A 26,756-nucleotide genomic window follows, 5' to 3' on the forward strand; every position below is an offset into this window, starting at 1 on the left:
ATGAGCTCCACCGATCCTGTGCCCTCCGGGGGCTTGAGCCCCGAGGAAATCCAAGCCTGCCTCAAAGTACTCGGGATGATCCACGAGTACGACGAGGAGCACCCGGACTTCGTCGCGGTCCGTCGGGCCACCGGAAAGATGTTCAAGGCGCACCGCCGGTTCACCCGCAACCAGAAGCGGGACGCCATCGCCGCGGCCGACAAGGCGGTCATCGAGCAGACGGCCACGGCCGCCCCCGACCGCATCGACGACGAGACGAAGGGCAACAAGCTCACGCCCTCCGCTACGGGAGCCGTCGCCGGTCACCTCATCAAGGCGCGGGCCTGCTACATGTGCAAGCAGCCGTACACGCAGGTGGACGCCTTCTACCACCAGCTCTGCCCGGAGTGCGCGGCGTTCAGCCACGGGAAGCGGGACGCGCGGGCGGACCTCACGGGCCGCCGGGCCCTGCTGACCGGCGGCCGGGCCAAGATCGGCATGTACATTGCGCTGCGGCTCCTCCGCGATGGCGCTCACACGACCATCACGACCCGCTTCCCGAAGGACGCTGCCCGGCGCTTCGCGGCCATGGAGGACAGCGGGGAGTGGCTGCACCGCCTCCGGATCGTCGGTATCGACCTTCGCGACCCCTCGCAGGTCATCTCCCTCGCGGACTCCATGGACGCCGCGGGGCCGCTCGACATCATCATCAACAATGCGGCCCAGACGGTGCGCCGCTCCCCCAACGCCTATCGGCCGCTCGCCGAGGCTGAGGACGAGCCGCTGCCCGCCGAGCTCCTTGCCTCCAACGGGGGCCCAGAACTGCTCACGTTCGGGCACGCCCACGACCGGCACCCGCTCTCGATCGCCGGAAGCGTGAGCGGGCATCCCGTCCTCGCGGCGGACGCGGTGACGGCGCTCGCGCTCTCGACGGGCTCGGCTTCGCTCGAGCGCATCGAGGCGGGCACGGCCATCGACGCCGGAGGCCTCGTGCCGGACCTCGCCAAGATCAACTCCTGGACGCAGGTCGTAGACCAGGTGGATCCGCTCGAGATGCTCGAGGTCCAGCTCTGCAACGTGACGGCACCGTTCCTGCTCATCAGCCGGCTCCGCGAGGCGATGCGGCGTTCGACGGCGCGCCGGAAGTACGTCGTCAACGTCTCCGCCATGGAGGGGCAGTTCGGGCGCAAGTACAAGGGTCCGGGCCATCCGCACACGAACATGGCCAAGGCGTCGCTCAACATGCTCACCCGCACGAGCGCGGGCGAGATGTTCACGTCAGACCGGATCCTCATGACGGCTGTCGACACGGGATGGATCACGGACGAGCGCCCGCACTACACCAAGGTGCGGCTCGCGGACGAAGGGTTCCATGCCCCGCTCGACCTCGTGGACGGCGCCGCCCGGGTCTACGACCCCATCGTCATGGGCGAAGAGGGAACGGACCTGTACGGCGTGTTCCTCAAGGACTACAAGCCGTCCCCCTGGTGACTCCGGCCCGGCCCCGCGGGCTCACGCGAGGCGCGTGATCTCGACCGACACGTCGAGGTGCGACCCGCCGCCCCCCGAGAGGATTCCCTTGAGCGGGGGCACGTCCCGGTAGTCCCGGCCCCGGGCCACCGTCACGTGGAAGTCCCCTGCAGGCTTGTGGTTGGTCGGATCCCAGCTGCGCCAGTCGCCGTCCCACCACTCGAGCCAGGCGTGCGACTGGCCCGCGACGACCTCGCCGACGTCGGCCGACGAGCGCGGATGCAGATAGCCCGAGATGTAGCGGGCCGGGATGCCCAGACTGCGCAGGGAGCCGATCGCGAGATGCGCGAGATCCTGGCACACGCCCTGCCGCTGGCTCCACGCCTGCTCGGCGTCCGTCGTGACGCCGGTCGAGCCGGGCATGTAGCGCATCTCGCCCCGCAGCCACTCGAACACGGCGTGGGCAGCGGCGTTCGGGTCGAGCCCGCGAGCGGCGTCGGCCACAAGGCCCAGCACCTCCGAGCCCGGGCTGGACAGGCGCGACTGAGGGAGCCAGTCGCTGAACTGGTCCTGGATCTCGGGGCTCCGCAGCCGTTCCCACGGCACAATCGATCGCTCGGCCGGCACGCGCTCGACACGGTGCACTTCGACCGTCGTCGTGGACGTGACCTCGAGGTACTCGTGCGGCAGCTGCATGTCGAACGCTGTCACACGCGTCCCCCAGTAGTCGCGGTAGGTGCTCACGGCGGCCTGCGTGGGCACGACCCGCACCTGCGACTCGAGCACCACCTGCTGCGGCTCTGTGAGCGGCGTCATGCGTGCCTCGTTGTAGCTGAGCGTCACGCGCTGGTTGTACCGGTAGGCGGTCCGATGGAGGATGCTCAGCCTGGTCATGAAACCTCTCCCACCCATGCCTGCTCGTCAGCCCGGTTGAAGTACTTGCGCGAGATCGCATCCGAGGCCTGGGCCACCGCCCGCTGGACGCGCTCCATGTGCTCCGGCAGTTCGACCATCAGGTCGTCCGTGCGGTGGAACTCGAGGAAGGTCCGGGCCTGCCCCACTATCCGGCGGGCGTCGTTGATGTGCCCGAGGCGGGTGTCGGAGGGATCGAGCTTCGCGAGCGCCTCGTCGGCGTCCCGCAGCGCATACACGATCGACCGTGGGAAGAGCCGGTCCATGAGGAGGAACTCCGCCGCGTGCCGGTCGTCGAAGGCCGCGCGCCGGGTCCGGAGGAACGACTCGTAGGCGCCCGCACAGCGGAGCATGTTGACCCAGGACATCCCCGCCGTGTGCACCTCACGCGTCGAGAGCATCCGCGCCGTCATGTCGGCTCGTTCGAGGGAACGTCCGAGGACGAGGAAGAGCCAGCTTTCGTCGTGGCTCATCGTCGTGTCGGTCAGGCCGCCGACCATGGCGGTGCGCTCGAGCACCCAATGGCAGAAGCGGTACGTCCCGACGACGTCCTTGCGGTGCTGGCTCAGGCCGTAGTAGGTCGTGTTGAGGCATTCCCAGAGGCTTGAGGAGACCGTCTCGCGCGCGCGACGCGCATTCTCGCGAGCGGCACCGAGGGAGCCTGCGATCGACGTCGCGTGGCTCCGGTCGAAGGCGATGGAATGGAGGAGCTCGGCGAGCCCGAACTCGTCGTGGTCGGGCCGGGAGCCCATGACGCCGAGCAGGTCCTGGGCGACGCTGCGCTGGTCCTCCGGAGGAAGGTGGTTGAGACGCTCGAGATGGACGTCGAGGATACGCGCGGTCCCGTCGGCGCGCTCGACGTAGCGCCCGATCCAGAACAGGGATTCAGCGATGCGGCTGAGCAAGGAGGCCTCCTCGGGCGGTGAGGGCGGTGGCGGCGGCTCGCCCGGTACGGGCGGCACGCGGACGACGACGGCGCGGGATCACTGCTGCTGCTCCGCCTGACGATCCCGCCAACTGCTCTCGACCGGCCAGACGCTCGTGCGCTCCCGGATGCTGATCGAGTGGCGGGGCTCCGCCTCGATGGGCATGTTGCGCGACTCGGCGAGCACCCACGTGTCCTTCGACCCGCCGCCCTGGCTCGAGTTGACGATGAGGCTGCCCTCCCTGAGCGCGACCCGCGTGAGGCCCCCCGGCAGGACCCACACGTCGTCGCCGTCGTTGACGGCGAAGGGACGCAGGTCGACGTGGCGCGGACCGAACCTGTTCCCGCTCAGCGTGGGGACGGTGCTGAGCTGGAGCACCGGCTGCGCGATCCACCCTCGGGGATCCTCGACGAGCCGCTGCCGCAGGGCGTCGAGCTCCTCAGGGCTCGCATCCGGGCCGATCACGAGGCCCTTCCCGCCCGAGCCGTCGACAGGCTTCACGACGAGTTCGTCGAGGCGGTCGAGCACCTCCTCGCGCGCCCCGTCCTCCTCGAGCCGGAAGGTGTCGACGTTCGCGATGATCGGCTCCTCCCCGAGGTAGTAGCGGATGATGTCGGGCACGTACGAGTAGACGAGCTTGTCGTCCGCGACCCCGTTGCCCACCGCGTTCGCGATCGTCACGCCGCCCGCGCGGGCGGCGTTCACGAGGCCCGGGCAGCCGAGCATCGAGTCGGACCGGAACTGCAGGGGGTCCAGGAAGTCATCGTCGATGCGCTTGTAGATCACGTCGACACGCTGCTCGCCCGCCGTCGTCCGCATGTAGACCCGGTTCCCGCGGCAGATCAGGTCACGGCCCTCGACCAGTTCGACGCCCATGAGGCCGGCCAGCAGTGTGTGCTCGAAGTAGGCCGAGTTGAAGACGCCCGGCGTGAGGACCACGACGGTGGGCTCGTCGACGCCGGCCGGCGCCGTGCGGCGCAGCGCAGAGAGCAGCCGGCGTGGATACTCCTCGACCGGCCGGATGGGCTGCTGGCTGAACGCCTCGGGAAGGCCCTTCGCCATGGCACGCCGGTTCTCGAGCACGTAGCTCACCCCCGAGGGCACCCGGACGTTGTCCTCGAGCACGCGGAAGGTACCCTCGCCGTCGCGCACGACGTCGATGCCCGAGATGTGCACGCGCACGCCCCCCGCGGGCTCGAAGCCGTGGACCTGCCGGTGGAAGTGCTTGCTCGACGTGATGATGCGGCGGGGCACGACGCCGTCGGCCGCTACCGACATCCTGCCGTAGACGTCGTTGAGGAACGCCTCGAGGGCACGCACCCGCTGGGCCACGCCGCGCTCCAGGACGTTCCATTCCGGGGCCGAGATGACGCGGGGGACGATGTCGAGCGGAAAGGGACGTTCCTCCCCCGCGTAATCGAACGTGACCCCTCGGTCGAGGAACGTCCTGGCCATGGAATCGGCCCGCGAGCTGACGTCGGCGAGGTCGAGGCTCGCGAGCGCTTCCTCGAGCTGGCGGTACGTGGGACGCGCCACCTGATCGGGGGCGAACATCTCGTCGTACGCGCCTGTCCGGGCGGCGGCGACGGCGTAGTCCTCGAAGAGATCCGACATAGGGGACAGCCTTTCATCAATTGGCGGCGCATGCATATCGGCTCCTCGGCGTGCCGGAGGGGCGTGATTGAATGGCCGCGTGTCGAACCAGAACCTGAGCCGTGACGAGGCAGCCGAACGAGCTCGGCTCATCAAGGTCGAGTCGTACCATGTGACCCTCGACCTGCGGGCGGCCGAGGACCCGGCGAGCCTTGCGTTCGGAACGACCAGCGTGATCGACTTCAGCGCAGCGCCCGGAGCGTCCACGTTCGCAGACTTCGTGGGCGAAGCGGTGACGAGCGTTGTGCTCAACGGGCGGCTGCTCGACGAGACTGCTGTCTACGACGGCGCGCGGGTCCGCCTGGAGGGACTCGAAGGCCGCAACCGTCTCGAGGTGACGGCGCTTGCGCTGTACAGCCGGAGCGGCGAGGGGCTGCACCGTTTCGTCGACCCCGTGGACGGACGCACGTACCTCTACACGCAGTGCGAACCTGCCGACGCCCGCCGCTACTTCGCGAACTTCGAGCAGCCCGACCTCAAGGCGAGCATCGCCTTCACGGTCCTTGCCCCGGCGCCGTGGGTGGTCAGCGCGAACGGCCCCGCCGTCACGCGGGCCGAACTGCACGCCGAAGGCGGGGACCCCGCCGTCGCACGCTGGGATTTCGGCCCGACGCCGCCGATGCCGACCTACGTCGCCGCCGTCCTCGCGGGACCGTACCACCGGGCCGAGGACGTCTGGACGCGGCCAGCGCCCGCTCACGCCGAGCCCAGCGATGCCTTGGCAGCCTCCGCCCCCGCCGGACCACTCACCGTTCCCCTCGCCGCCTACTGCCGCGCCTCGCTCGCGGAGCACTTCGATGCGGACAGGATCTTCGCACTCACGAAGCAGGGCCTGGACTTCTACCATTCGGTCTTCTCGCCGGCATACCCCTGGGGCAAGTACGAACAGGCCTTCGTTCCCGAGTACAACCTCGGCGCGATGGAGAATCCGGGTCTGGTGACGTTCACGGAGCAGTACGTGTTCGCCTCGCGCGCAGCGGACTCGCAGTACGAGGGCCGCGCCAACACACTCCTCCACGAGATGGCCCACATGTGGTTCGGCGACCTCGTGACGATGCGCTGGTGGGACGATCTGTGGCTCAAGGAATCGTTCGCCGAGTACATGGGAACCCTCGGCGTCGAGAAGGCGACCGACTGGGACACCTCATGGGTGAACTTCGCCAACCGGCGCAAGGCGTGGGCCTACGTCCAGGACCAGCTTCCCACGACGCACCCCATCGTCGCGGACGTGCCGGACCTCGAGGCGGCGGAGCAGAACTTCGACGGAATAACGTATGCGAAGGGTGCGTCGGTGCTCAAGCAGCTCGTCGCCTACGTGGGCGAGGAGGCGTTCTTCGCAGCGGCCCGTGAGTACTTCGGGAAGCACGCCTATGGGAACACCTCCCTGGCCGACCTCCTCGACGCGCTCGGCGGGGCCTCCGGCAAGCCCATGGACGAATGGGCCGCTGCGTGGCTCCAGACCGCAGGACTCCCGCTGCTCGAGCCCGAGGTGGAATACGACGGCGACCGGCTAACCCACTTTGCGGTGCGGCAGACGGCGGTGGACCCTGTGACTGGGACGTCGGCTCCCCGCCCCCACAGACTGTGCATCGGCCTGTATTCGCGGGGGTCGGGCAGCAGGATCGAGCGCACCCACAGTGTCGAGGTGGCGATCGCGGGCGGCCTGGCCGGCGGGCGTACGGAGGTCCCGGAACTCTCGGGGCTTCCGTCCCCCGACCTCATCCTCGTCAACGACGAGGACCTCACGTACGCAAAGGTCCGCCTCGACCCCAGGTCGGCGCGGACGGTCCACGCGTCCCTCGGAGACATTGCCGACCCGCTTGCGCGGGCCCTGTGCTGGACGGCCCTGTGGCACGAGGTGCGCGACGGCGAATCGCCCGTCCGCGACTACGTGCGGGCGGTCGCGGGCTTCGGGCCGTCCGAGACGACGATCGGGGTCCTCCTCACCGTGCTGGACAACGCCCGCCTGGGGATCGAGCGGTATGCCTCCACCGAGGAACGCGACTCGCTCCGCGCCGAGTATCTTGCGGCCGTCGCGCAGCACCTGAAGGAGGCCGATCCGGGCTCGGACCAACAGCTCGCGTGGGCCAGGGCCCTCGCGAGGGGCAGCCGTTTCGGGGGCGGGCAGCTAGCGCTCGTGCGCTCGCTGCTCGAGGACGACGGCGTTGTCCCGGGGGTCACCGCGGACGCCGAGCTGCGCTGGTCGCTGTGGCAGGCTCTGGCCGCCCAGGGCGCAGCAGACGAGTCGGACCTCGACGCTGAACTCACGCGTGACGCAACGGCGCGAGGACGGGTCGGCCGCGCCGTCGCGCTCGCGGCCCGCCCAACACGGGAAGCGAAGGCGGAGGCGTGGAGCGCCGCCGTCGAGCGGGACGACCTCTCCAACGATCTCCTCAAGGCGACCATCGAGGGGTTCGCGCTCGGCCCGGAAGCGCTGCAGCGTCCCCACGTGGACCCCTACTTCTCGTGCCTCGACAGGGTGTGGGAAGAGAAGTCGAACGAGATGGCAAGCCGGATCGTCGCCGGGCTCTACCCGGGCAGCGATCTCGAGCAGGGTGCCGATCCCGAGGAAGATGCCGTGCTGGCGCGCACGGACGCGTGGCTCGACCAGCATGCGGGAGCCCCGCGAGCCCTGAGGCGCATCGTCATCGAGCAGCGCGACCATCTGCGCCGGGCACTCGTGGCCCAGTCCCGCTCCCAACGGGACTGACCCCCATGCGGCTACGGAACGCGGTGCAGCCACTCCTCGGTGCCGAACTTGGATGCCGCCAGTCGGCGGGCGGCCTCGCGCGAGTCCCGCGAGAGCTCCGTTCGCCGCGCTCCATACCGCCGCTCGAAGGTGCCCATCATGGCATCGAGAAGGGCGGCCCGGTCCAGCCCCGTCTGGCGCTTGAGCGGATCGACGCGCTTCTTCGCGCTGGAGATCCCCTTGTCCGAGATCTTCTCGCGCCCGATGCGCAGGACCTCGGTCATCTTCGCGGCGTCGATGTCGTAGCTCATGGTGACGTGGTGGAGCATCGCGCCGTCGCCGAACCTCTTCTGGGCGGCGCCGCCGATCTTGCCCTCGCCGGTCGCTATGTCGTTGAGGGGCTTGTAGAAGGCCTTGACTCCGACTGATGCCAGCGCCTCCATGACCCACGCGTCGAGGAACGGATAGGAGTCGGCGAACGAGAGGCCGTCCACGAGCGATGTCGGCAGGTAGAGCGAATAGGTGATGCAGTTGCCGGCCTCCATGAACATGGCCCCACCTCCGCTCACGCGCCGCACGACGGTGATGCCGTAGCGCGCCACCCCTTCGGGGTCGACCTCGTTCCGGTAGGACTGGAACGTCCCGATGACCACGGAGGGCTCGTCCCAGTCCCAGAAGCGCAGGGTCGGCTTGCGCAGCCCCTCCCCCACCTCCCGGGTGAGAACCTCGTCGAGCGCCACCTGCTCGGTGATCGGGAGGGCCGTGGGCGGGATCACCTCCCAGTCGTGGTCTCCCCAGGTCGTCGCGTGCCCGAGGGCACGGCGCACGGCGACGGCGACGGCTGCGGGGTCGAAGCCGAACATGACGGTCGACGCGCCTACCGACTCGGCAACGGCCGTGGCAATCGCCGCATTGGGCGCCTCGGTCGACAGGCCGACGAGCGCTGCGTTGATGTCGCCGAGAGCCTCGTCCGGCTCGACGAAGAAGTCTCCGTTGATGCTCGCCCGGGTGATGACGCCGCCGTCGGCCGCGAGGTCAGCGACCACGAGCTTGCCGCCAGGCACCTTGTATTCACCGTGATATTCAGCCACCCGACAAGCCTAGTCCCGCGGGGAACGACGGAAGGCGCCGCCCCGAGGGCGGCGCCTTCCGTATGGCAGGACTTGCGTCCGACGTGGCGAGGACCTGCGTCAGGCCTTCTTGCCGAAGCTCTTGAAGCGCGCGTTGAAGCGCTCGACGCGGCCGGCAGAGTCCATGATGCGCTGCTTGCCCGTGTAGAACGGGTGCGACTCGGACGAGATTTCGACGTCGATGACCGGGTAGGTGTTGCCGTCCTCCCACTCGATCGTCTTGTCAGAGGTGACCGTGGAGCGGGTCAGGAACTTGGTGCCGGAGGCGAGGTCGTTGAAGACGACCGGCGCGTACTTCGGATGGATATCAGACTTCACAATGGGACCTTTGCTAGGGCTCTGGATTTTGCCAGAGGCCAGGTGTGAACGCCCTCGCGATTGGAGGGCCAGCCATGAATTCTAGCATGGGCGCGCCCCAGCAGCAGGAGCTCCGGCTCAGCGCGGCCGGAGCTCCCAGAAGACGACTGCGCTCGCGGCGGCGACGTTGAGCGAGTCGACGCCGGGACGCATCGGGATCCTGACGGCGAGGTCGACGGCGTCGAGCGTCTCGGGGAGGATCCCCGCGCCTTCCGTGCCGAGCACGAGCGCAAGGCGGTCCAGACGGCGTGCGCCGAGGGCGTCGAGGTCGAGGGCGTCGTCGGTGAGCTCCATCGCAGCGATCGTGAAGCCTAGGTCCCGCAGCTGCTCGATGCCCCCGGGCCAGGATTCGAGGCGCGCCCAGGGGACTTGGAACACAGTGCCCATGCTGACCCGAATGCTCCGGCGGTACAACGGGTCACCGCACCTCGGGGTGACCAGGACGGCGTCGATGCCGAGCGCGGCTGCCGAGCGGAAGATCGCGCCGACATTCGTGTGGTCGACGATGTCCTCGAGCACGGCGACGCGGTGGGCGCCCGTGAGGAGCTCCGCGACGGGGATCGGCGCGGGCCGGTGCATCGCTGCCATGGCCCCCCGATGGAGGTGGAAGCCGGTGATCTCCTCGAGCAGCTCCGGTGGTCCGACGAAGGCGGGGGCGTCGGGAAAGGCTTCCAACACGTCGCTGAGCCCCTCGAGCCACTTCTCAGCCAGGAAGAACGAACGGGGGCGGTGGCCGGCCGCGAGTGCGCGGCGCAGCACCCGGGAAGATTCAGCGATGTACAGCCCCTCGGCCGGCTCGCGGACTTTCCGGAGGTGCACATCGGTGAGGCTCGTGTAGTCGGCGACCCTCGGATCGTCCGCGCCGTCGATGCGGAAGACGCTCACGCCACGAGCTTCCCGACAAGGTTGACAAGCGCCACCACGCCGAGGACGACGATCACCACGCGGAGCACGGTCGGAGACATCCGCCGCCCGATGCCGGCGCCGAGGAAGCCGCCCAGGAGCGAACCGACCGCGATGAGCAGGACGACGAGCCAGTTGATCCGGTCGAAGGCGAGCAGCAGATACGAGACGGCAGCGATCAGGTTCACGACAAGGCTCAGGACGACCTTGATCGCATTGGACTGCTGGAGCGTGCCGTGGAAGAAGATTCCGAGCACGGCCATGAGCAGTACGCCCTGCGCGGCCGTGAAGTACCCGCCGTACACGCCGATGATGAAGACGAGCACGTAGAGGATCAGAGGCAGCTTCTGGTGGTCCGCCTGCTCGGGGGTCACATAGGCCAGGGCCTGGCGCCGCCTCGCCCACGCCGCGAGGCGCGGCTGGAAGATGACCAGAAGGATGGCGATGACGACAAGCGCGGGAGCGACGTAGCCGAACACGCTCTCGGGCAGGTGCAGCAGGAGGATCGCCCCGATGAGGCCGCCGACGAAGGAGACCGGCAGCAGCCGCAGCAGCGTGCGCCGCGCGCTCGCGGCCTCGCGCCGATAGCCCCACGCACCCGAGAACCCTCCGGCCACGAGGCCCATGGCGTTCGAGATGATGGCGTTGACAGGGGCATAGCCCAACGCCACCAGAACAGGGAACGTCACGAGCGAGCCGGAGCCGACGATCGTGTTGATCGTTCCGGCCCACAGGCCCGCGACGAAGACGAGCAGGTCGCCCCAGATGTTCACAGTCAGACGCGGGCGCCGGCGGCAGCCCGCCGGACAGCGGTGTAGCGACCGCCATTCGCGGTGACCTCGAGTGGCAGCCCGAAGGTCTCGCTCAGGCGCTCCTCGGTCAGGACGCTGTCGATCTCCCCCTCGGCGACGACGCGGCCGTCGCGCAGCAGCAGCGCGTGCGTGAACCCAGGAGGGACCTCTTCGAGGTGGTGCGTCACGAGCACGAGCGCGGGGGCCGATTCGTCCTCGGCGAGCTCGCTGAGCTTGTAGACGAGCTCCTCGCGGCCGCCCAGGTCCAGCCCTGCGCCCGGCTCGTCGAGCAGGAGCAGTTCTGGATCCGTCATGAGGGCGCGGGCGATCTGGACGCGCTTCCGCTCGCCCTCGCTGAGCGTCGAGAAGACCCGGCCGAGGAGGGGGCCCATGCCCCACTCGTTCAGGAGACGGAAGGCGCGGCGCTCATCGTCCTTCTCATAGGCTTCCCGCCAGCGTCCTGTCACGCCGTACGCGGCGGTGACGACGACATTGAGCACCTTCTCGTGCTCGGGGATCTGGTTCGCAAGGGCCGCGGAGGCCAGGCCGATCCGCGGCCTGAGGTCGAAGACATCGACCCGGCCGAGGGTCTCGTCGAGGATCTGCACGGTGCCTCGGGTCGGATGCATCCGCGCGGCGGCGAGTTGGAGAAGGGTTGTCTTGCCCGCACCGTTGGGGCCCAGGACGACCCAGCGCTCCCCCTCGCGAACCTTCCAGTCAACGCCGTCGAGCAGCGTCTTGGCGCCGCGGACCACGCTCACGCCCGATAGCTGGAGAACATCGCTCATGGAACTAGACCCTATTCCAGACTTCCGCCGTCGGCGAAACGCAGTGCCAGTCGATAGAATCCCGCCTATGCCCTCCAGCTTCGCCTTGGTCCTGTCTGCCCGCACGCTGCTGCCGCAGGCCGGGCGCGCCGCCGTCGAGCTCCTGCAACCCTTCGGCGCGACGGTCGGGGCGTTCGCAGCCCCCTCCGGCGATGGTCGCTACGAGGTCCTGACGGCCGCCGTCGAACTGGACGATGCCCGTCTGGCCGAGGCGCGCGAGTCCCTCGCTGGCCTTGCCGGGGCCGAGGCCGCTCTCGTCCCGGCCGAAGTCCGCGACGCCGAGCGCAAGTTCCTCATCATGGACGTGGACTCCACGCTCATCCAGCAGGAGGTCATCGAGCTCCTCGCGGAGCATGCGGGCAAGCGGGCCGAGGTCGCCGCGGTCACGGAGGCGGCAATGCGGGGGGAGCTCGACTTCGCCCAGAGCCTCCACGCCAGGGTGCGGACCCTGGAGGGGCTCCCGGTCGAGGTCATCGACCGGGTCCGCGAGGCCGTTCTGCTGACGCCCGGCGCGGAGGAACTCATCGGGGCTTACCATGCCGCCGGGCACCCCGTGGCCGTGGTGTCCGGGGGCTTCAACCAGATCCTCGCTCCGCTCGCGACGCGGCTCGAACTCGACTTCTGGCGGGCGAACGAACTCGAGATCCTCGATGGACGGCTCACGGGCCGGGTCGTGGGCGAGGTCGTCGACAGGGCCGTGAAGGAGCACAGCCTGCGTGTCTGGGCGGCCGAACGCGGCGTTTCCCTCGAAGGGTGCATCGCCGTGGGCGACGGCGCCAACGACCTCGACATGCTCGCGGCGGCGGGCCTCGGAGTGGCCTTCCACGCGAAGCCTGCTGTGCGCGCCGCCGCGGACGCCGCCGTCGACCTCCCCTACCTCGACGTCGTGCGGCACTTCGCCGGGCTCTGAAGCACGGAGGGGACCCTGCGACGCCTCAAGGGTCGAGAGTCCCCTCGCGGAGTTGGCCGGGCCCGCCCGATACGGCTGCCTGCCCGGTGTCCCGGCCTCAGCCGGCGAAGTGCTCGGCCCCGCCGACCAGCTCGGTGTGGCCGCTCGGCACGTCGGCTGTGACCATCTTCGCCACCTCCGCGGCGAACTCGTCCACCGAGTACAGCCTGCCCGCGGCCTCGCGGCGCGACTCGATGGCACCGGGGGCCGCCCGCTCGAGCAGCGTGGCCGTGATCGTGCCCTCGATCATGTCGCCTGAAACCACGACGAACGAGATTCCCTTCTCCTCGAGCCACGGGATGAGCTCGCGCAGCGCGAGTTCCCCCGCGTGCTTCGACCGCGCGACGGGCTCGTAGGCGTCCATGGTCGGGACCGAGTCGATGAAGTGGGCCTGATGGCTCGTGACGAACACAACTCGCGAGCCGGGCTTCATCCGCTCCGCCGAGGCCTTGAGCATCGCGACCTGCGCGTCCCGGTTGAGCCGCAGGGCGTAGTCCTCGCCGAGCCCGCTCTCCATCCCGCCGGAGGCATTGAGCACGAGGATGTCGAGCGAGCCGAACTCGTCGATCGCGGACTGGGCGAGCCGCTCGACGTCGTCCTGTTGGGTGAGATCGCCGCCGACGGCGACCGCACGCCCCCCTGCTGCCTCGATCTCCGCCACGATCTTGTTGGCGCGCGGTGCCTTCTGGCGGTAGTTGATGACGACGGCGGCCCCCTCGCCCGCGAGGATCTTCGCCGTGGACGCCCCGATGCCCCGCGACGATCCTGTCACGATCGCCGTCTTGCCAGCCAGCTGCGCTCCCTGCGCAGCGCCCTGCTCTGTCATGTCGTTCCTTCCTGCGTGGAGTTGTCAGTCCCTCAGTGGCCCATGCCCAGGCCGCCGTCGACCGGGATCACGGCGCCGGAGATGTAGGCGGCCTCGTTGCTCGCGATCCAGCGGACCACGTTCGCGACCTCGTCGGCGCTCGCGAACCGGGCCGCCGGCACGCGCGAGAGGTACTCCTTCTGCATCTCCTCGGGGAGCTCCGCCGTCATGTCCGTCCTGATGAAGCCGGGCGCGACGACGTTTGCCGTGATCCCCCGGGAACCCAGCTCACGGGTGAACGAACGCGCGAGGCCCACGAGACCGGCCTTCGACGCCGAGTAGTTGATCTGTCCCGGTGCGCCGTACAGGCCGGAGACGGAAGAGATCAGGACCACGCGGCCCCGGCGCAGCCGGATCATGCCCTTCGACGCCCGCTTGACCACGCGGAAGGCGCCGGTCAGGTTGGTGTCGAGGACGGACGTGAAGTCTTCCTCGCTCATCCGCAGAAGCAGGGTGTCCTTGGTGATGCCGGCATTCGCCACGAGCACCTCGACCGGCCCGTGGGCCGCCTCGACCTCCGTGAACGCACGGTCGATCGAGGTCTCGTCGGTCACGTCCGCCTGGACGCCGAGGATACCCTCGGGGAGTTCGGTCGGCGTGCGGTAGGTGACGGCGACCTTGTCGCCGATGGCGGCGAACGCCTCCGCAATGGCCAGGCCGATGCCGCGGTTTCCTCCAGTCACGAGGACGCTGCGCGGGGTGTGGGCTTCCGTGCTCACGGTGCTCCTTCGAGGGGTTGGTGATCCGGCAGCGTTTGCGGACGAAAGCTGCCGGTGCCCGGCGTCCGACTGCCGTTGTCTGTCGAGCATCCTAGCCGCCACGGGGCCTCCCTGCCGCCTCCCGAGGGTCTGCCGCCCCGTCGCCCACCGCTTGGATTAGCCCCGTCGGTAGCCCAGTGGGACAATGGATCGACTGGGAGAATGATGAAGCGATTGACTGACGGGACCGGTGAAGGCCCGGAGGACGAGCGGTCCTCCGAGGATCCTGAGGTCCACAGCATCACGACGGCGGCGGAGGCCCACAGCGTCGACATGCACCGGCGCATGGTCCGCTACGCCACCGCCATGGGCATCCGTGTCGTGTGCATCGCCTTGCTCTTCTTCCTCGACGGCTGGCTCAAGCTTGTCGCGATCGCGGGGGCGGTATTCCTCCCCTGGATCGCTGTCGTCATCGCGAACTCGCAGGACAGGGCCGACACCTCGAGCGATGGACTTCTCGACGCGCCGCCGGCGGCCGAACTCGCGGGCGGCTACGGACAGGTCGGGGAGGACGACGTCGTCCTCCAGGGCGAGGTGGTCACAGGAAGCGATGACGACGGCGGAACGGACGACGACGAGGCGCCGGACTCTCAGGTCGAGAGCCCCGGCAAGGAGGAGAAGAAGGCGTGAACCTGCTGGGAATGCTGCCGGGCGACGAGCAGCAATTGGCTGTGTGCTCACGCAAGGGGTGCCATGCGGCCGCCGGCTGGGAGCTGCACTGGAACAATCCCCGCATCCACACGCCGGACCGCCGCAAGGTCTGGCTCGCGTGCGACGAGCATCGCGACTGGCTCGAGGACTACCTCCGGACGCGGTCGCTGTGGATCGAAACGGTGCGGCACACGGAGGCCGGCGTGACGAGCCAGGACGGAGGCCGCTGACGTGTACCGCTTCCTCTTCTCCCGCCAGTGGCTCACCTACCTGGGCCTCGCAATCCTGTTCGCCGTCGCCTGCGTCTTCCTGAGCCGCTGGCAGATGTCCCGCCTCGCGGACACGCAGGCGGTCATCGACCTCGTCAACCGGAACTACAACGCGACGCCCGTGCCGTTCAGCCAGGTGTCGGGACAGTTCGCGCAGCTCTCGTCCGATCACGAATGGCAGCAGGTCAGCCTGCACGGGACGTACGACGTCGCGGACACGCGCGTCGTGCGGAACCGCCCGCTCAACGGGCAGCCCGGGTACGAGGTGGTCGTCCCGCTGCGTCTCGACTCGGGCCAGACCGTCATCGTGGACCGCGGCTGGCTCCCGATCGGCAACAAGGAACAGGGCAAGCCGGACTCCGTCCCCGCGCCCCCGCCCGGCGACGTGACCGTCGTAGTGCGCCTCCTGCCGAGCGAGGCGAGCCTCAACCGCGGAGCCCCCGGGGGCCAGCTTGCGGAGATCAACCTGCCGACCTACGCGAGCCAGCTCCCCTACCCCATCCTGGCTGGGGCGTACGGCCTCATGGCGAGCGAGTCACCCGCCGCCGCCACGACTCCGACAGCCCTCCCCATGCCGCAGCCCGATGACGGAACGCACCTTTCCTACGCGCTGCAGTGGCTCGCGTTCGGAGTCCTCATGTTCATCGGGTTCGGCTACGCCGCCCGGCAGCACGCACGCAACAGGGCGATAGACGCGGCTGCCGAGGCCGCAGAGGCGGCTGCAACCGCCCACGAAACAGGTGTGGACCACGTCGAGGCCCAGCGCATCGCGGACAAGGCCGCGGCGAAAGCGGCGCGGTTCACCCCGAAGAAGCGCAGGCGTCCCACCGCCGAGGAGGAAGAGGACGCGATCCTCGACGCCCAAGGCTACCGGTGACTCTGAGCGGCCAGGGCGCCGTCCTCGGAGCCTAGGGCGGCTGCTCGTTCCGTCACGTCGGCGGGAGCCGGTCCTCGGGAGTCCTCGTCGGGCACGGGGGCGACGGCGACCCGCATGAGCGGAATGTGGCCGCCCCACACGCCCGCAGCGATGTCCTCGGGCTCGTCGACCGGCCCCCCGGAGCGCTCCTTCATCGACGCCTCGGCCAGGGGAACGGCCAGCACGGCCGTCGCCGCGAGCTCTTTGCGCGTGCTGGGCCGGAGGGTGGCCCACCGGCCCGGGATCATGTGATCGATGATCGCCGCGAGCCCGCGCTCGCGTTCGGCTGGATCGTCGACGGGGCGGGCGCGGCCGATGATCACGGCGCTCCGGTAGTTCATCGAGTGGTGGAATGCGCTCCGCCCGGCCACGAGCCCGTCCAGCTCGGTGATGGTCACGCAGACTTCCTGTTCGCGGGCCTTCGCGAGCCACCCGGCGGCAACGGACCCGTGGAGGTACAGGGTTCCCCCGCTGTCGGGACCGTCGACGTCGACGCCGAAGGCGGTCGGCAGCACCACTGGATGATCGCCGGCGACGACGCCGAGGTGGGCGAGCAGCGCGTCCTGCAGGAAGGCGTGGAGGCGGGTCCGCTCGGAGACGGCGCGATTCCGCCCCCTCGTGATCGTCGTCCGCGGGGTCGGTGAGAGTGAGTCCATGGGTCTATCCTCGAACCCGAGTGGCTCGCAGGCACGGGCCACTTCTCGTCCAGTTCAACAGGCCACTTCCGGAAGGATCCGGGTGCAAGCCCTTCCCATCTCCCTCGATCGATCGTCGCAGGGCCCACTCCCGTCCCAGATCGCGGCACAGGTCCGCGAGCTCGTCCTCGCGGGCACGCTCCGCCCTGGAAATCGGCTCCCCTCGAGCCGGGCGCTGGCCAGCGAGCTCGCCGTGTCCCGCTCGGTGGTGGACAGGGCCTACGAGCAGCTGATCGCTGAAGGCTGGGCCGAGTCGCGACACGGATCGGGGACGTTCGTCTCGGACGTCCGCGGCGGCACAGCCCGCAGCAGGGCTGCCCCCGCCGGACCGGCACCCGAGCAGCGGCTGGTCCGGCTCGACGCCGGGACGCCTTGGGGCTTTCCGAGGCAGGACGCGGGCTGGCGCCGGGCGTGGCGCGAGGTCTCCGTGGCCGAGCCGCCGAGGGGCTATGACGATCCGAGGGGGCTCCGGGAGCTCCGCGAAGCCCTCGCGGACCGGCTCGCACGGACCCGCGGGCTCGCCGTGAGCGCCGACGAGATCATCGTCACCGCCGGTACGACCGACGCGCTGCGCCAAGTCCTCCCAGAGCTCAGGCCCGGGGCGATCGGGGTCGAGGACCCCGGCTATCGGGCGGCAGTCGAGACGGTCCGCAGCTCGGGCAGGGACGTCGTCGACCTGCCCGCCACGCTCCCCATCTCCGCCTTGGGGGGAGCCGTCGCGGCGTACGTGACTCCGGCGCACCAGCATCCGCTCGGCCGGGTGATGCCTGCCGCCGACCGCCTCACGCTCCTCGAGACCGCACGGCGCGAAGACGCGCTCGTGATCGAGGACGACTACGACTCGGAGTTCCGCTACGACGTCGCTCCCGTGCCTGCCCTCGCGGCGCTCGACCGCGACCGCGTCGCATACGTGGGCACCGCAGCGAAATCAGTCGTGCCGACCCTCCGCGTCGGCTGGCTCGTTCCCCCGCCCAGCCTGCTCGACGCCGTCGTACGACGGCGCGACGTCACCCACAGCGGGGCGGCCTGGCCCTCCCAGCGGGCGCTGCTCACGCTCCTGCGGGACGGCTGGATCGACCGCACGGTCAGGGCCGCGAGACGCGTGTACGCCGAGCGGGCCGCCCGGGTCGTGGCCGCCCTCTCGCCGCACGCCGAGCTCGCAGCCCCCATCGCCGGGATGTACTCGGCGTGGCTCCTGCCCGAGCCCGAGGCGGTGCGGGCCCGGGACGCAGCCCGCGCCGAGGGCTTCGAGCTCAACCTCCTGAGCACGTATGCGCGGACGAACAAGGTGTCCGGGCTGCTCGTCAGCTTCGGCGGGACGACGGACGTCGAGCTGGACCGCGCACTCGGCGTCCTCGGCGCCGCGCTCAGGCGAGGGTGATGAGGTCGAGGTAGTCCGCGTTCCAGAGGTCCTCGACGCCGTCCGGCAGGAGCACGACCCGCTCCGGGTTGAGGGCCTCGACGGCCCCCTCGTCGTGGCTCACCATGACGACCGCGCCCTTGTACGTCCTGAGGGCACCGAGGATCTCCCGGCGGCTCGCGGGGTCGAGGTTGTTCGTCGGCTCGTCGAGGAGGAGGACGTTGGCACTCGACGCGACGATCGTGGCGAGCGCGAGCCTCGTCTTCTCTCCGCCGGACAGGACGCCCGCCGGCTTGTCCACGTCGTCGCCGGTGAACAGGAACGAGCCGAGGATCCCCCGCACGTCGGCGTCGCCGAGGTGGTCGGGAGCCGCTCGGCGCATGTTCTCGAGCACGGTGCGTTCGGGGTCGAGCGTCTCGTGCTCCTGGGCGTAGTAGCCGACCTTGAGGCCGTGGCCCTTGTGGATCTCGCCCGTGTCCGGAGAGTCGACGCCCGCGAGCATGCGCAGGAGGGTCGTCTTCCCGGCGCCGTTGAGGCCCAGGATCACGACGCGCGAACCGCGGTCCACGGCGAGGTCGACATCCGTGAAGATCTCGAGGGACCCGTACGACTTGGAGAGCCCCTCCGCCTGGAGGGGGGTCTTCCCGCAGGGCGCGGGCTCCGGGAAGCGGAGCGCGGCCACGCGGTCCGCGACCCGCTCGTCGGCCACGCCGGCGAGCAGGCGCTCGGCGCGCTTCGCCATGTTCTGCGCGGCGACCGCCTTGGTCGCCTTGGCCCGCATCTTGTTCGCCTGGTCGATGAGGACCTGTGCCTTCTTCTCCGCGTTGGCCCGCTCGCGCCGTCGCGCGCGCTCGTCGGTCTCGCGCTGCGTGAGGTAGCGCTTCCAGCCCATGTTGTAGATATCGATGACGGCGCGGTTCGCGTCGAGGTGGAACACCTTGTTGACGGTTGCCTCAAGCAGCTCGACATCGTGCGAGATGACGATGAGGCCGCCCTGGTGCGATTTGAGGAAGTCACGGAGCCAAGCGATCGAGTCGGCGTCCAGGTGGTTGGTGGGCTCGTCGAGCAGCAGCGTATCCGCCGCGGAGTAAAGGATCCGCGCGAGCTCCACCCGACGCCGCTGGCCGCCCGAGAGCGTGCGGAGCGGCTGGTTGAGGATGCGGTCGGGGAGCGCGAGGTTTGCCGAGATCGCGGCGGCCTCGGCCTCGGCCGCATAGCCGCCGCCCGCGAGGAACTCCGATTCGAGCCGGTCGTAGCCGGCCATCGCCTTCCGCTGGACCGCGGCGTCTCCGCTCGCCATCGCGGTCTGCGCGTCGCGGAGCTTTCGGACGACGACGTCGAGCCCCCGCGCCGAAAGGATGCGGTCGCGAGCGAGCTGCTCCATGTCGGGGGTCCGCGGGTCCTGGGGGAGATAGCCGATCTCACCACTGCGGGTCACGGTGCCCGCGGCCGGGAGGCCGTCCCCTGCGAGCACGCGGGTGAGCGTCGTCTTGCCCGCGCCGTTCCGCCCGACAAGGCCGATCTTGTCTCCCTTGTCGATCCGGAAGGTCACCCCGTCCATGAGCAGGCGCGCGCCAGCGCGGAGTTCGAGGTCTTGGACAGTGATCACGTGGGAGCGGCCTTTCGCATGGGAGGCCCGGACTGGGCCACCACCCATGCTAATGACCACAGGCGGCTGAGACACATTCGCTCGGCCCGCCCGTGGTAGCCCCTCGGGCTCAGGCCGGCTGCGCCTCCCCCGCGTGGGTGGTGTTGGCCTCGGCGGCGTGGCCCGCCGTCGTCGTCCCCGTCGCCTTCCCGGCCCCCGCGTCGACTGCCGCCCGTTCCTTGCCGGCCTCGGCACTCGCCGGCCGGCCCGCCGCGAGCCGCTCGCGCTGTGGCACGACGACGTACTTCGGGTCCAGCGTCGAGGCCCGGCCCGCCTCGAACACGCCGAAGCGCAGGAGCGCGGACCCCGCCGCGACCGCCAGGCCGCCCAACGTGCTCACGACGCGCGAGGACCGGCCGCCGAGGGCAAGCCCGACGGCTCCGCCGACGGTGAAGGCCTTCGAGAGCCGCAGGAGCCTGCCCGCCTTCCCGCGGAGGAACGTCTCGGCCGAGAGGTGGCCGCTGCGCTCCATCGCGACGCTCAGGGCGGTCTCCACCGCGGCCCCCACCACCGCCATCCGGCGTGCGGGGGCGCCTTCGTCGAGCGGGGCCAGCGCGGCAGCCACCCCTCCCGCAGAGGCGGCGGCCGAGCTCGCGAACACGAACGGAAGCCGCCCATGGGCGTCGTGCCAGGTGGGGACGGCCGTGTCGCCGATCAGCACGGCCGTGTAGGTCGCGATTGCCGAGCCGGTGATCCCGGCGCCGATTCCCGCGGCCTTGCCCGCGCGCGGGAAGATGCCGAGCACGTTGGCCGCTGCACTGGCCCCCGCGAGCGGACCGTACGCCGAGAGGATCCACGAGCCGACGCTCATGGGAGACGTCGGCTTCGCCACGCGCAGCATGTTCACGAAGCGCTCGGGTCGGCCCAGGTCATGGACGAGGGCGACGACGGACGCGGAGATCGCGGTCAACGCGGTCAGCTTCGCCGTCCGCTCGAGTCCGGGACGGCCGCTGTGCTGCGCGCCGGCCGCGAGGATCGACGAGGCGCCCGCAAGGCCGCCCGCGAAGATGTAGCCCGCAATGTCGAGCGCCTCCCACGTAGGCTCCTTCAGGATCGGCCTGCCGTAGTACGACGTGAACTCCTCCCGGCGTTCGCGCCGGGGGCTCACTTCTTGGCTCCCCAGAACACGAGCGCAGCCCCGGCGAGGAGGCCGGCCGCGGCCCCGCCGGCCCGCTTCCACATCGCCGGGAGGTCGCGGGTCGTCACCACGGGGTCCGGCGGAAGGCCGTAGGTCTCCGGCTCGTCGAGCAGCAGGAAGAACGCCCCGTCGCCGCCGACGCCGTTGTCCGGATCACGCCCGTACAGCTGGGCGCCCTCCTCGCCACGCTCCTTCAGCTCGGCGAGACGCGCGTCCGCCCGTTCGCGGAGCTCGTCGAGCTCGCCGTACTGGATCGACTTCGTAGGACACGCCTTCGCACATGCGGGCTCCTCCCCCGCCTCGAGCCGGTCGTAGCACATCGTGCACTTGAACGCGCGGCCGTCGCCCTTGCGCTGGTCGATGACGCCGTACGGGCACGCCGACACGCAGTAGCCGCAGCCGTTGCAGACGTCCTGCTGGACGACGACGGTCCCGTGCTCAGTGCGGAACAGGGCGCCCGTGGGGCAGACGTCGAGGCACGCGGCGTTGGTGCAGTGCTTGCACACGTCCGAGGACATGAGCCACTTGACGCCGTCGTGCGCCGAGGGGTCTTGCGCGGGGACCTGCTTCTCGATGAACGCCACGTGGCGCCACGTGTTCGCACCGAGGGCGGACGTGTTGTCGAACGACTCGCCCGTGATCTCGAGGTTGGTGTCCGCGGGGACCGAGTTCCACTCCTTGCACGCGACCTCGCAGGCCTTGCAGCCGATGCAGAGGCTCGTGTCCGTGAAGAACCCCTTGCGTGGAACGCCCAGGCTGGGCATGCCGAGTTGGGTGACGCTCATGCCGTGACTCCCTCCATGCCGGTGTGCTCGTCGATGCCGGCGCGCCGGCGGTACTCGTCAACGAAGGACACGAGATCTGCGCCCCTCGGCCGTCGGCCCGGGCGGATGTCGACCGTCAGGGCCTTGACCTCCTGGATGTGGACGTTCGGATCCATGGAGATGGACGACAGCTCGTTCATCGCGTCGCCGCGGCTGAGGCCGTTGGGGCCCCAGTGATAGGGCATGCCGATCTGGTGGACGGTCCGGCCCTGCACGGAGAGCGGCTTCATCCGGTCCGTGACGATCACGCGTGCCTCGATCGCTCCACGGGCCGAGACCAGCGTGGCCCACCCGCGGTGGGTGAGGCCGCGTTCGGCGGCGAGCTGGGGCGAGACCTCGCAGAAGGATTCCGGCTGCAGCTCAGCCAGGTACGGGAGCCAACGGGTCATCGCGCCGGCCGTGAAGTGCTCGGTCAGGCGGTACGTCGTGAGGACATACGGGTAGATCTCCGCCCCGGGCTGCTTCCCGCTCGGATGGTACCGATTGCCCTCGCGCGGCAGGAGCTTGCGCAGCGGATTGCGCTGCTGGCCGTAGAGCGCGTTCTCGAACGGCGACTCCTGCGGTTCGTAGTGGGTCGGCATCGGACCGTCGACGAGACCGGCGGGAGCGTAGAGCCAGCCCTTGCCGTCGGCCTGCATGATGAACGGATCGGTCCCGGCAAGGGCCGCCGCCCCCCTCGCATCCTCGGAAGGCCGGTAGGACGGCGGCTTGGTCGGCTCGCAGTCGGGCACGTCGTCGCCCGTCCACTTGCCCTCGGCCTCATCCCACCAGATGAGCTTCTTGCGCTCGCTCCACGGCCGTCCCTCCGGGTCCGCCGACGCGCGGTTGTAGAGCTCCCGGCGGTTCGCGGGCCAGGCCCAGCCCCACTCCCGGCTCGAGATGGTCTGCTCAGTGTGCGGCTTCCGGCGCGCGGCCTGATTGACGCCGTCGGCCCGGCAGCCGCAGTAGATCCAGCACCCGCACGACGTGGAGCCGTCGTCCTTCAGCTCCGTGTACGCGGAGAGCGGGGAGCCGTCCGCGCCCTTCCCGTTGATCTCCGCGAGGACGGCCTCAGCGTCGGGCTCGTCCTGGCTCCCGATCGTCGGGTAGTCCCACGTGAGGTCCAGGACCGGACGGTCCACGGGGTCCTGCGAATCCCCGAGCATCTTCCGGATCCGGTTGCCGAGGTGCCAGATGAACCAGAGGTCGCTCCGACGGTCCGCCTCCGGCTCCACGGCCTGGTCGCGCCACTGGAGCAGCCGGTTCGTGTTCGTGAAGCTGCCGGCCTTCTCGGTGTGTGCCGCGGCCGGGAAGAAGAACACCTCGGTGGCAATGTCCTCGGTGCGCAGCTCCCCGGTGGCGATCTCCGGCCCGTCCTTCCACCACGTCGCGCTCTCGATGAGGGAGAAGTCGCGGACGACAAGCCAGTCCAGCTTGGCCATCGCCGTGCGCTGCAGGTGTGCGTTGGCGGAACCCACCGCCGGATTCTCGCCCATGAGGAAGTAGCCCTTGCACGTTCCCTCGAGCTGCGCGTTCACGGTGTCGTAGGTGCTGTGGCTGCCCGTGATGCGCGGCAGGTAGTCGAAGCAGAAGTCGTTCTCCGCGGTGGCCGCGTCACCCCACCAGGCCTTCAGGAGGCTCACCGTGTAGGCGCGCATGTTGGCCCAGAATCCGCCCTTCGCGGAGTCCGCCTCGATGTAGCTGTCGAGGTCGAGGTGCAGCTCCGCGTGCGGGCTCGGCAGGTAGCCGGGCAGCAGGTCGTAGAGCGTCGGAATGTCGCTCGAGCCCTGGATGCTCGCGTGGCCGCGGAGCGCCATGATCCCGCCGCCGGGGCGGCCGATGTTGCCCAACAGGAGCTGGAGGACCGACGCGGTGCGGATGTACTGGGTGCCCGTCGTGTGCTGAGTCCAGCCGACGGCGTAGGCGAACGCCGTCGTCCGGTCCCTGCCCGAGTTGGACGTGAGGGCCTCGGCGACCTCCGTGAACAGGTCCTGCGGAACCCCGCAGATCTGCTCGACCATCTCCGGCGTGTAGCGCGCGTAGTGGCGCTTGAGGACCTGGAACACGCACCGGGGATTCTGCAGCGTCTCGTCCCGCTCCCAGTGGCCATGGACCCCGGCACCGCCGGAGCCGTGCGACTGCGGGTGGGAGGATCCGCCGAGCGTGCTGCCCGACTCCTGGAGGTGCGAGTCCCGCTCCCCCGAGGAAGCCGCGGCGTAGCCGCCCTGGTACTGCCACGTCTCGGTGTCGTACGCCTGCTTCTCCCGGTCGAAGCCGGAGAACACGCCGTCGAGTTCCTCGGTGTCCTGGAAGTCCTCCCGCAGGATCGTCGCGGCGTTGGTGTAGTTGACGACGTACTCGTGGAAGTACGCGTCGTGGGTGATGACCCAGTTGATGAGACCGCCGAGGAACGCGATGTCGGTTCCGGCCCGAATGGGCACGAACGTGTCGGCGAGCGCGCTCGTCCGGGAGAAGCGGGGGTCGACGTGGATGATCTTCGCTCCGCGTTCCTTCGCCTCCATGACCCACTGGAAGCCGACCGGGTGTGCTTCCGCGAAGTTCGATCCCTGGATCAGGATGCAGTCGGCGCGCTGGAGGTCCTGGAGGTAGGTTGTCGAGCCGCCGCGGCCGAAGCTCGTGCCGAGACCGGAGACCGTCGAGCTGTGGCAGACGCGGGCCTGATTCTCGACCTGCACGATCCCGAGCGAGGTGAAGAGCTTCTTGATGAGGTAGTTCTCTTCGTTGTCGAGGGTCGCGCCGCCCAGGCTCGCGACACCGAGCGTGCGGCGCGTCCGCACGCCGTCGATGTCCCACTCCCAGGTGTCGCGCCGCGTCTCGACGACGCGTTGGGCCACCATGTCCATGGCGGTCTCGAGGTCGAGGCGCTCCCACTCGGTGCCGTGGGGCCGTCGGTACAGGACGTACTTCTCCCGCGATTCCCCTGTCGTGAGCTGGAGTGACGCGGAGCCTTTGGGGCACAGCCGTCCTCGGCTGATGGGCGAGTCGGGGTTGCCTTCGATCTGGATGACCTGCTCATCCTTCACGTAGACCTTCTGGGCACACCCCACCGCGCAGTACGGGCAGACCGAGTGGACTACCCGGTCGGCCGTTTCAATGCGCGCCTTGTGCTCCTCCGTGGCGCGCGACTTCGCCGCGTGGTGTCGGCCTGTCGGATCGTGCTCGAGAAACTGCCGCAGAACCGGCCACTGCAGCGGACTTGCCATAGGACACTCCTCCAGCCTCGTACCGCCGCTGCGTGATCTCCGTCACGCAGCGCACGGGAGCCATACTAGCCCTGACGTCTTGGTGCCCCGCCAGTCCTCGAATCAATCAGACCGCCTCTCCCTGACCAGGAGATCGTCGTTGCTGTCGATGGCCGCGAGCGCGAGCTCCTTGTAGCCGACCGACTCGAACAGGACCGTGATGCGGTCGGGTTCGACGGACATGACAAGGCCCGGCCCCCACTCCCTGTGGCGCACCGGCGTCTGGATCGACCAGTCGTCCGGGGTGGCTGCCTCGCGCTCCTCGGCCTCCTCGGCGCTTCCCTCCTGGAGGCAGTTGTCGCAGTTGCCGCACCACGGGTCTGCCTCCTCGCCGAAGTAGTTGAGGAGCCACTGGCGCCGGCACGCGTCGGTCTCGGCGTAGCCGCGCGCCATCTCGACGCGGGACTGGTCGATTCGTTGACGTGACTCGTCCTCAGCCTGGGCGAGTCCAACCGCCCGCTCGGAGGACATCCCGGGCGCGGCCCGATAGCCGCGGCTTCCGGCGAGGACGGTTCCGCTGTGTTCGAGCAGGCTGAGTGCGCGGGAGAGCGCACGCGGACCCAGCTCGGTCTCGCGCTTCAGGCCAGCGGCGCGGAGGGGACCGCTGTCCCGCACGACGCGGAACACAGCCTCCACATCCTCGGCGCTGAACGAACGCCCTGCGAAGAACCGCTGGAGCCCGAGGTCCTCGGACCGGTAGTGGAGGACGGCGAGCGCGGGTTCGGCGTCACGGCCCGCGCGGCCGATCTCCTGGTAGTAGCTGTCGAGCGAGTCCGGGATGTCGGCGTGGACGACGAAGCGGACGTCGGGTTTGTCGATGCCCATCCCGAAGGCCGTCGTGGCGACCACGACGTCGAGCTCGTTGCGGAGGAAGCGTTCGTGCACCGCGGTGCGCTCCGCCGCGCGCCGGCCCGCGTGGTAGGCCTCGGCGCGGAGCCCTCGCCGGGAGAACTCGTCTGCGTACTCTTCGGCGCTCCGGCGGGTCGCGACGTACAGGAGCCCCGGGCCCTGAAGCCCAGCGACTTCGTCGAGGACCGCCTGCCGCTTGTCGAGGTCGCCGGTGTGCCGGACGACCCGCAGCTCGATGTTGGGCCGGTCGAAGCTCTGCACGAGCTCGAGCGGGTCCCTGAGCCGGAGGCGCTCGACGATCTCCGCGCGGGTGTGGGGCGAGGCAGTCGCGGTGAGCGCGATGACGGGCGGCGCGCCAAGGCGTTGGGCGACGTCGCCGAGGAAGAGATAGTCGGGGCGGAAGTCGTGGCCCCACGAGGAAATGCAGTGCGCCTCGTCCACGGCGAACAGTCCGATGCCGAGCTGTGCGAGGCGCTCGACCGTCTCCTCCCGGGCCAGCTGCTCGGGGGCGAGGAACACGAAGCGCGGGCCCCCGTCGTCGAGCGCTGCCCACGCCTCACGGAGCGCACGCGCCCCGAGGGACGAGTTGAGGGCGACGGCGCGTCCTTCCCCGAGGCTTTCGTTGATCGATTCGGCCTGCTCCCGCTGGAGGGCGATGAGGGGGCTCACGACGAGGGTCACCCCGGTGATCGCCGTCCCCGGGATCTGGTAGATGAGGGACTTTCCATGCCCGGTGGGCATCACCGCGAGAACGTCCCGTCCTTCGGCGGCCGCCACCAAGGCTTCGAACTGGCCTTCGCGCCAGGAGTCGATCCCGAACTTCTCGGTGGCGATGCGCCCGAGTCTCTCCGCCCATGGCGCAGTGGAGCCGTCGGCAGAAGGCTGAGCCTCCGACGCCGACGGCTCGGATGGGCGGTAGACCGCCTGGTGTGGTTCTGATGGCTTCATCCAGCGG

At 69.8% G+C, this 26,756-nt stretch carries 23 protein-coding genes; 7 read left to right on the top strand and 16 right to left on the bottom strand.

Annotated features, from left to right (window positions below):
* Positions 1-1,470, top strand: a complete 1,470-nt coding sequence (locus E6A21_RS03695; protein WP_138442793.1) for an SDR family NAD(P)-dependent oxidoreductase — start codon at positions 1-3, stop codon at positions 1,468-1,470.
* A gap of 21 nt (positions 1,471-1,491) precedes the next feature.
* On the opposite strand, the gene E6A21_RS03700 is transcribed toward E6A21_RS03695, so the two are convergent.
* The 3 genes from E6A21_RS03700 to E6A21_RS03710 form a co-directional block, all read right to left on the bottom strand.
* Positions 1,492-2,343, bottom strand: coding sequence for a transglutaminase family protein (locus E6A21_RS03700; RefSeq protein WP_138442794.1), 852 nt, complete (start codon positions 2,341-2,343; stop codon positions 1,492-1,494).
* Positions 2,340-3,266 carry an alpha-E domain-containing protein gene (locus tag E6A21_RS03705; RefSeq protein ID WP_138442795.1) on the bottom strand — a complete coding sequence of 309 codons (927 nt, stop codon included), beginning with the start codon at positions 3,264-3,266 and terminating at the stop codon, positions 2,340-2,342. The genes E6A21_RS03700 and E6A21_RS03705 overlap by 4 nt, the downstream gene beginning before the upstream one ends.
* Positions 3,267-3,344: 78 nt before the next feature.
* Positions 3,345-4,901: a circularly permuted type 2 ATP-grasp protein gene (locus E6A21_RS03710; RefSeq protein WP_138442796.1), complete on the bottom strand. Its 1,557-nt coding sequence runs from the start codon at positions 4,899-4,901 to the stop codon at positions 3,345-3,347.
* A gap of 79 nt (positions 4,902-4,980) precedes the next feature.
* Between E6A21_RS03710 and pepN the strand changes: the two genes are divergently transcribed.
* The gene (pepN, locus tag E6A21_RS03715) at positions 4,981-7,650 is read left to right on the top strand and encodes an aminopeptidase N (protein WP_138442797.1); all 2,670 of its coding nucleotides are present in this window, start codon (positions 4,981-4,983) and stop codon (positions 7,648-7,650) included.
* 11 nt (positions 7,651-7,661) lie between these two features.
* On the opposite strand, the gene lplAB is transcribed toward pepN, so the two are convergent.
* The 5 genes from lplAB to E6A21_RS03740 all read right to left on the bottom strand — a co-directional run bounded on the left by lplAB (position 7,662) and on the right by E6A21_RS03740 (position 11,598).
* A complete protein-coding gene (gene lplAB, locus E6A21_RS03720) occupies positions 7,662-8,720 on the bottom strand; it encodes a lipoate-protein ligase LplAB (RefSeq protein WP_138442798.1) in 1,059 nt (352 codons plus the stop codon).
* 99 nt (positions 8,721-8,819) lie between these two features.
* On the bottom strand, positions 8,820-9,077 hold the full coding sequence (locus E6A21_RS03725) for a type B 50S ribosomal protein L31 (protein WP_138442799.1): 258 nt from the start codon (positions 9,075-9,077) through the stop codon (positions 8,820-8,822).
* A gap of 117 nt (positions 9,078-9,194) precedes the next feature.
* Positions 9,195-10,001, bottom strand: coding sequence for a TrmH family RNA methyltransferase (locus E6A21_RS03730; RefSeq protein ID WP_138442800.1), 807 nt, complete (start codon positions 9,999-10,001; stop codon positions 9,195-9,197).
* The gene (locus E6A21_RS03735) at positions 9,998-10,792 is read right to left on the bottom strand and encodes a sulfite exporter TauE/SafE family protein (protein ID WP_138442801.1); all 795 of its coding nucleotides are present in this window, start codon (positions 10,790-10,792) and stop codon (positions 9,998-10,000) included. Before E6A21_RS03735 ends, E6A21_RS03730 begins: the two co-directional genes overlap by 4 nt.
* 2 nt (positions 10,793-10,794) lie before the next feature.
* The gene (locus E6A21_RS03740) at positions 10,795-11,598 is read right to left on the bottom strand and encodes an ABC transporter ATP-binding protein (RefSeq protein ID WP_138442802.1); all 804 of its coding nucleotides are present in this window, start codon (positions 11,596-11,598) and stop codon (positions 10,795-10,797) included.
* A 67-nt stretch (positions 11,599-11,665) separates the two neighbouring features.
* On the opposite strand from E6A21_RS03740, the gene serB reads away from it, so the two are divergent.
* Positions 11,666-12,547, top strand: a complete 882-nt coding sequence (gene serB / locus E6A21_RS03745; RefSeq protein ID WP_138442803.1) for a phosphoserine phosphatase SerB — start codon at positions 11,666-11,668, stop codon at positions 12,545-12,547.
* A 97-nt stretch (positions 12,548-12,644) separates the two neighbouring features.
* On the opposite strand, the gene E6A21_RS03750 is transcribed toward serB, so the two are convergent.
* Positions 12,645-13,412, bottom strand: coding sequence for an SDR family oxidoreductase (locus E6A21_RS03750; protein ID WP_138442804.1), 768 nt, complete (start codon positions 13,410-13,412; stop codon positions 12,645-12,647).
* 32 nt (positions 13,413-13,444) lie between these two features.
* On the bottom strand, positions 13,445-14,170 hold the full coding sequence (locus E6A21_RS03755) for a beta-ketoacyl-ACP reductase (protein WP_138442805.1): 726 nt from the start codon (positions 14,168-14,170) through the stop codon (positions 13,445-13,447).
* 201 nt (positions 14,171-14,371) lie between these two features.
* Between E6A21_RS03755 and E6A21_RS03760 the strand changes: the two genes are divergently transcribed.
* Genes E6A21_RS03760 through E6A21_RS03770 form a run of 3 tightly spaced genes read left to right on the top strand, consistent with a single transcriptional unit; the run spans position 14,372 to position 16,006 of the window.
* Positions 14,372-14,839 (top strand): DUF3099 domain-containing protein, encoded by a 468-nt coding sequence (locus tag E6A21_RS03760; protein ID WP_138442806.1) that lies wholly within the window; start codon positions 14,372-14,374, stop codon positions 14,837-14,839.
* Positions 14,840-14,850: 11 nt separating this feature from the next.
* Positions 14,851-15,090 (top strand): hypothetical protein, encoded by a 240-nt coding sequence (locus E6A21_RS03765; RefSeq protein WP_138443088.1) that lies wholly within the window; start codon positions 14,851-14,853, stop codon positions 15,088-15,090.
* 1 nt (position 15,091) lies between these two features.
* Entirely contained in the window at positions 15,092-16,006 is a 915-nt protein-coding gene (locus tag E6A21_RS03770) for an SURF1 family cytochrome oxidase biogenesis protein (protein WP_138442807.1), read from the top strand.
* On the opposite strand, the gene E6A21_RS03775 is transcribed toward E6A21_RS03770, so the two are convergent.
* Positions 15,997-16,701 (bottom strand): pyridoxamine 5'-phosphate oxidase family protein, encoded by a 705-nt coding sequence (locus E6A21_RS03775; protein WP_138442808.1) that lies wholly within the window; start codon positions 16,699-16,701, stop codon positions 15,997-15,999. The genes E6A21_RS03770 and E6A21_RS03775 overlap by 10 nt on opposite strands.
* Before the next feature lie 82 nt (positions 16,702-16,783).
* Between E6A21_RS03775 and pdxR the strand changes: the two genes are divergently transcribed.
* A complete protein-coding gene (pdxR, locus tag E6A21_RS03780; protein ID WP_138442809.1) occupies positions 16,784-18,121 on the top strand; it encodes a MocR-like pyridoxine biosynthesis transcription factor PdxR in 1,338 nt (445 codons plus the stop codon).
* Here the strand turns inward: pdxR and E6A21_RS03785 are convergent.
* The 5 genes from E6A21_RS03785 to E6A21_RS03805 form a co-directional block, all read right to left on the bottom strand.
* On the bottom strand, positions 18,108-19,709 hold the full coding sequence (locus E6A21_RS03785; protein ID WP_138442810.1) for an ABC-F family ATP-binding cassette domain-containing protein: 1,602 nt from the start codon (positions 19,707-19,709) through the stop codon (positions 18,108-18,110). The two genes, pdxR and E6A21_RS03785, sit on opposite strands and share 14 nt — an antisense overlap.
* 109 nt (positions 19,710-19,818) lie before the next feature.
* Positions 19,819-20,856, bottom strand: a complete 1,038-nt coding sequence (gene nrfD, locus E6A21_RS03790) for an NrfD/PsrC family molybdoenzyme membrane anchor subunit (protein WP_212745866.1) — start codon at positions 20,854-20,856, stop codon at positions 19,819-19,821.
* Positions 20,853-21,671 (bottom strand): 4Fe-4S dicluster domain-containing protein, encoded by an 819-nt coding sequence (locus E6A21_RS03795; protein WP_138442812.1) that lies wholly within the window; start codon positions 21,669-21,671, stop codon positions 20,853-20,855. Before E6A21_RS03795 ends, nrfD begins: the two co-directional genes overlap by 4 nt.
* Positions 21,668-24,913 carry a formate dehydrogenase gene (fdh, locus tag E6A21_RS03800; protein WP_138442813.1) on the bottom strand — a complete coding sequence of 1,082 codons (3,246 nt, stop codon included), beginning with the start codon at positions 24,911-24,913 and terminating at the stop codon, positions 21,668-21,670. Before fdh ends, E6A21_RS03795 begins: the two co-directional genes overlap by 4 nt.
* Before the next feature lie 102 nt (positions 24,914-25,015).
* Positions 25,016-26,749: a RecQ family ATP-dependent DNA helicase gene (locus E6A21_RS03805; protein WP_138442814.1), complete on the bottom strand. Its 1,734-nt coding sequence runs from the start codon at positions 26,747-26,749 to the stop codon at positions 25,016-25,018.
* Positions 26,750-26,756 lie beyond the last annotated feature (7 nt).

It is taken from the genome of Sinomonas susongensis (assembly GCF_005877005.1).
GTDB lineage: Bacteria > Actinomycetota > Actinomycetes > Actinomycetales > Micrococcaceae > Sinomonas > Sinomonas susongensis.

Bases quoted from the DNA above. Each gene is read 5' to 3' on its own strand.
- E6A21_RS03695 (WP_138442793.1), top strand. From the start codon at position 1: ATGAGCTCCACCGATCCTGTGCCCTCCGGGGGCTTGAGCCCCGAGGAA.
- E6A21_RS03700 (WP_138442794.1), bottom strand. From the start codon at position 2,343: ATGACCAGGCTGAGCATCCTCCATCGGACCGCCTACCGGTACAACCAG.
- E6A21_RS03710 (WP_138442796.1), bottom strand. From the start codon at position 4,901: ATGTCGGATCTCTTCGAGGACTACGCCGTCGCCGCCGCCCGGACAGGC.
- E6A21_RS03740 (WP_138442802.1), bottom strand. From the start codon at position 11,598: ATGAGCGATGTTCTCCAGCTATCGGGCGTGAGCGTGGTCCGCGGCGCC.
- serB (WP_138442803.1), top strand. From the start codon at position 11,666: ATGCCCTCCAGCTTCGCCTTGGTCCTGTCTGCCCGCACGCTGCTGCCG.
- E6A21_RS03750 (WP_138442804.1), bottom strand. From the start codon at position 13,412: ATGACAGAGCAGGGCGCTGCGCAGGGAGCGCAGCTGGCTGGCAAGACG.
- E6A21_RS03760 (WP_138442806.1), top strand. From the start codon at position 14,372: ATGATGAAGCGATTGACTGACGGGACCGGTGAAGGCCCGGAGGACGAG.
- E6A21_RS03765 (WP_138443088.1), top strand. From the start codon at position 14,851: ATGCTGCCGGGCGACGAGCAGCAATTGGCTGTGTGCTCACGCAAGGGG.
- E6A21_RS03775 (WP_138442808.1), bottom strand. From the start codon at position 16,701: ATGGACTCACTCTCACCGACCCCGCGGACGACGATCACGAGGGGGCGG.
- E6A21_RS03795 (WP_138442812.1), bottom strand. From the start codon at position 21,671: ATGAGCGTCACCCAACTCGGCATGCCCAGCCTGGGCGTTCCACGCAAG.
- fdh (WP_138442813.1), bottom strand. From the start codon at position 24,913: ATGGCAAGTCCGCTGCAGTGGCCGGTTCTGCGGCAGTTTCTCGAGCAC.
- E6A21_RS03805 (WP_138442814.1), bottom strand. From the start codon at position 26,749: ATGAAGCCATCAGAACCACACCAGGCGGTCTACCGCCCATCCGAGCCG.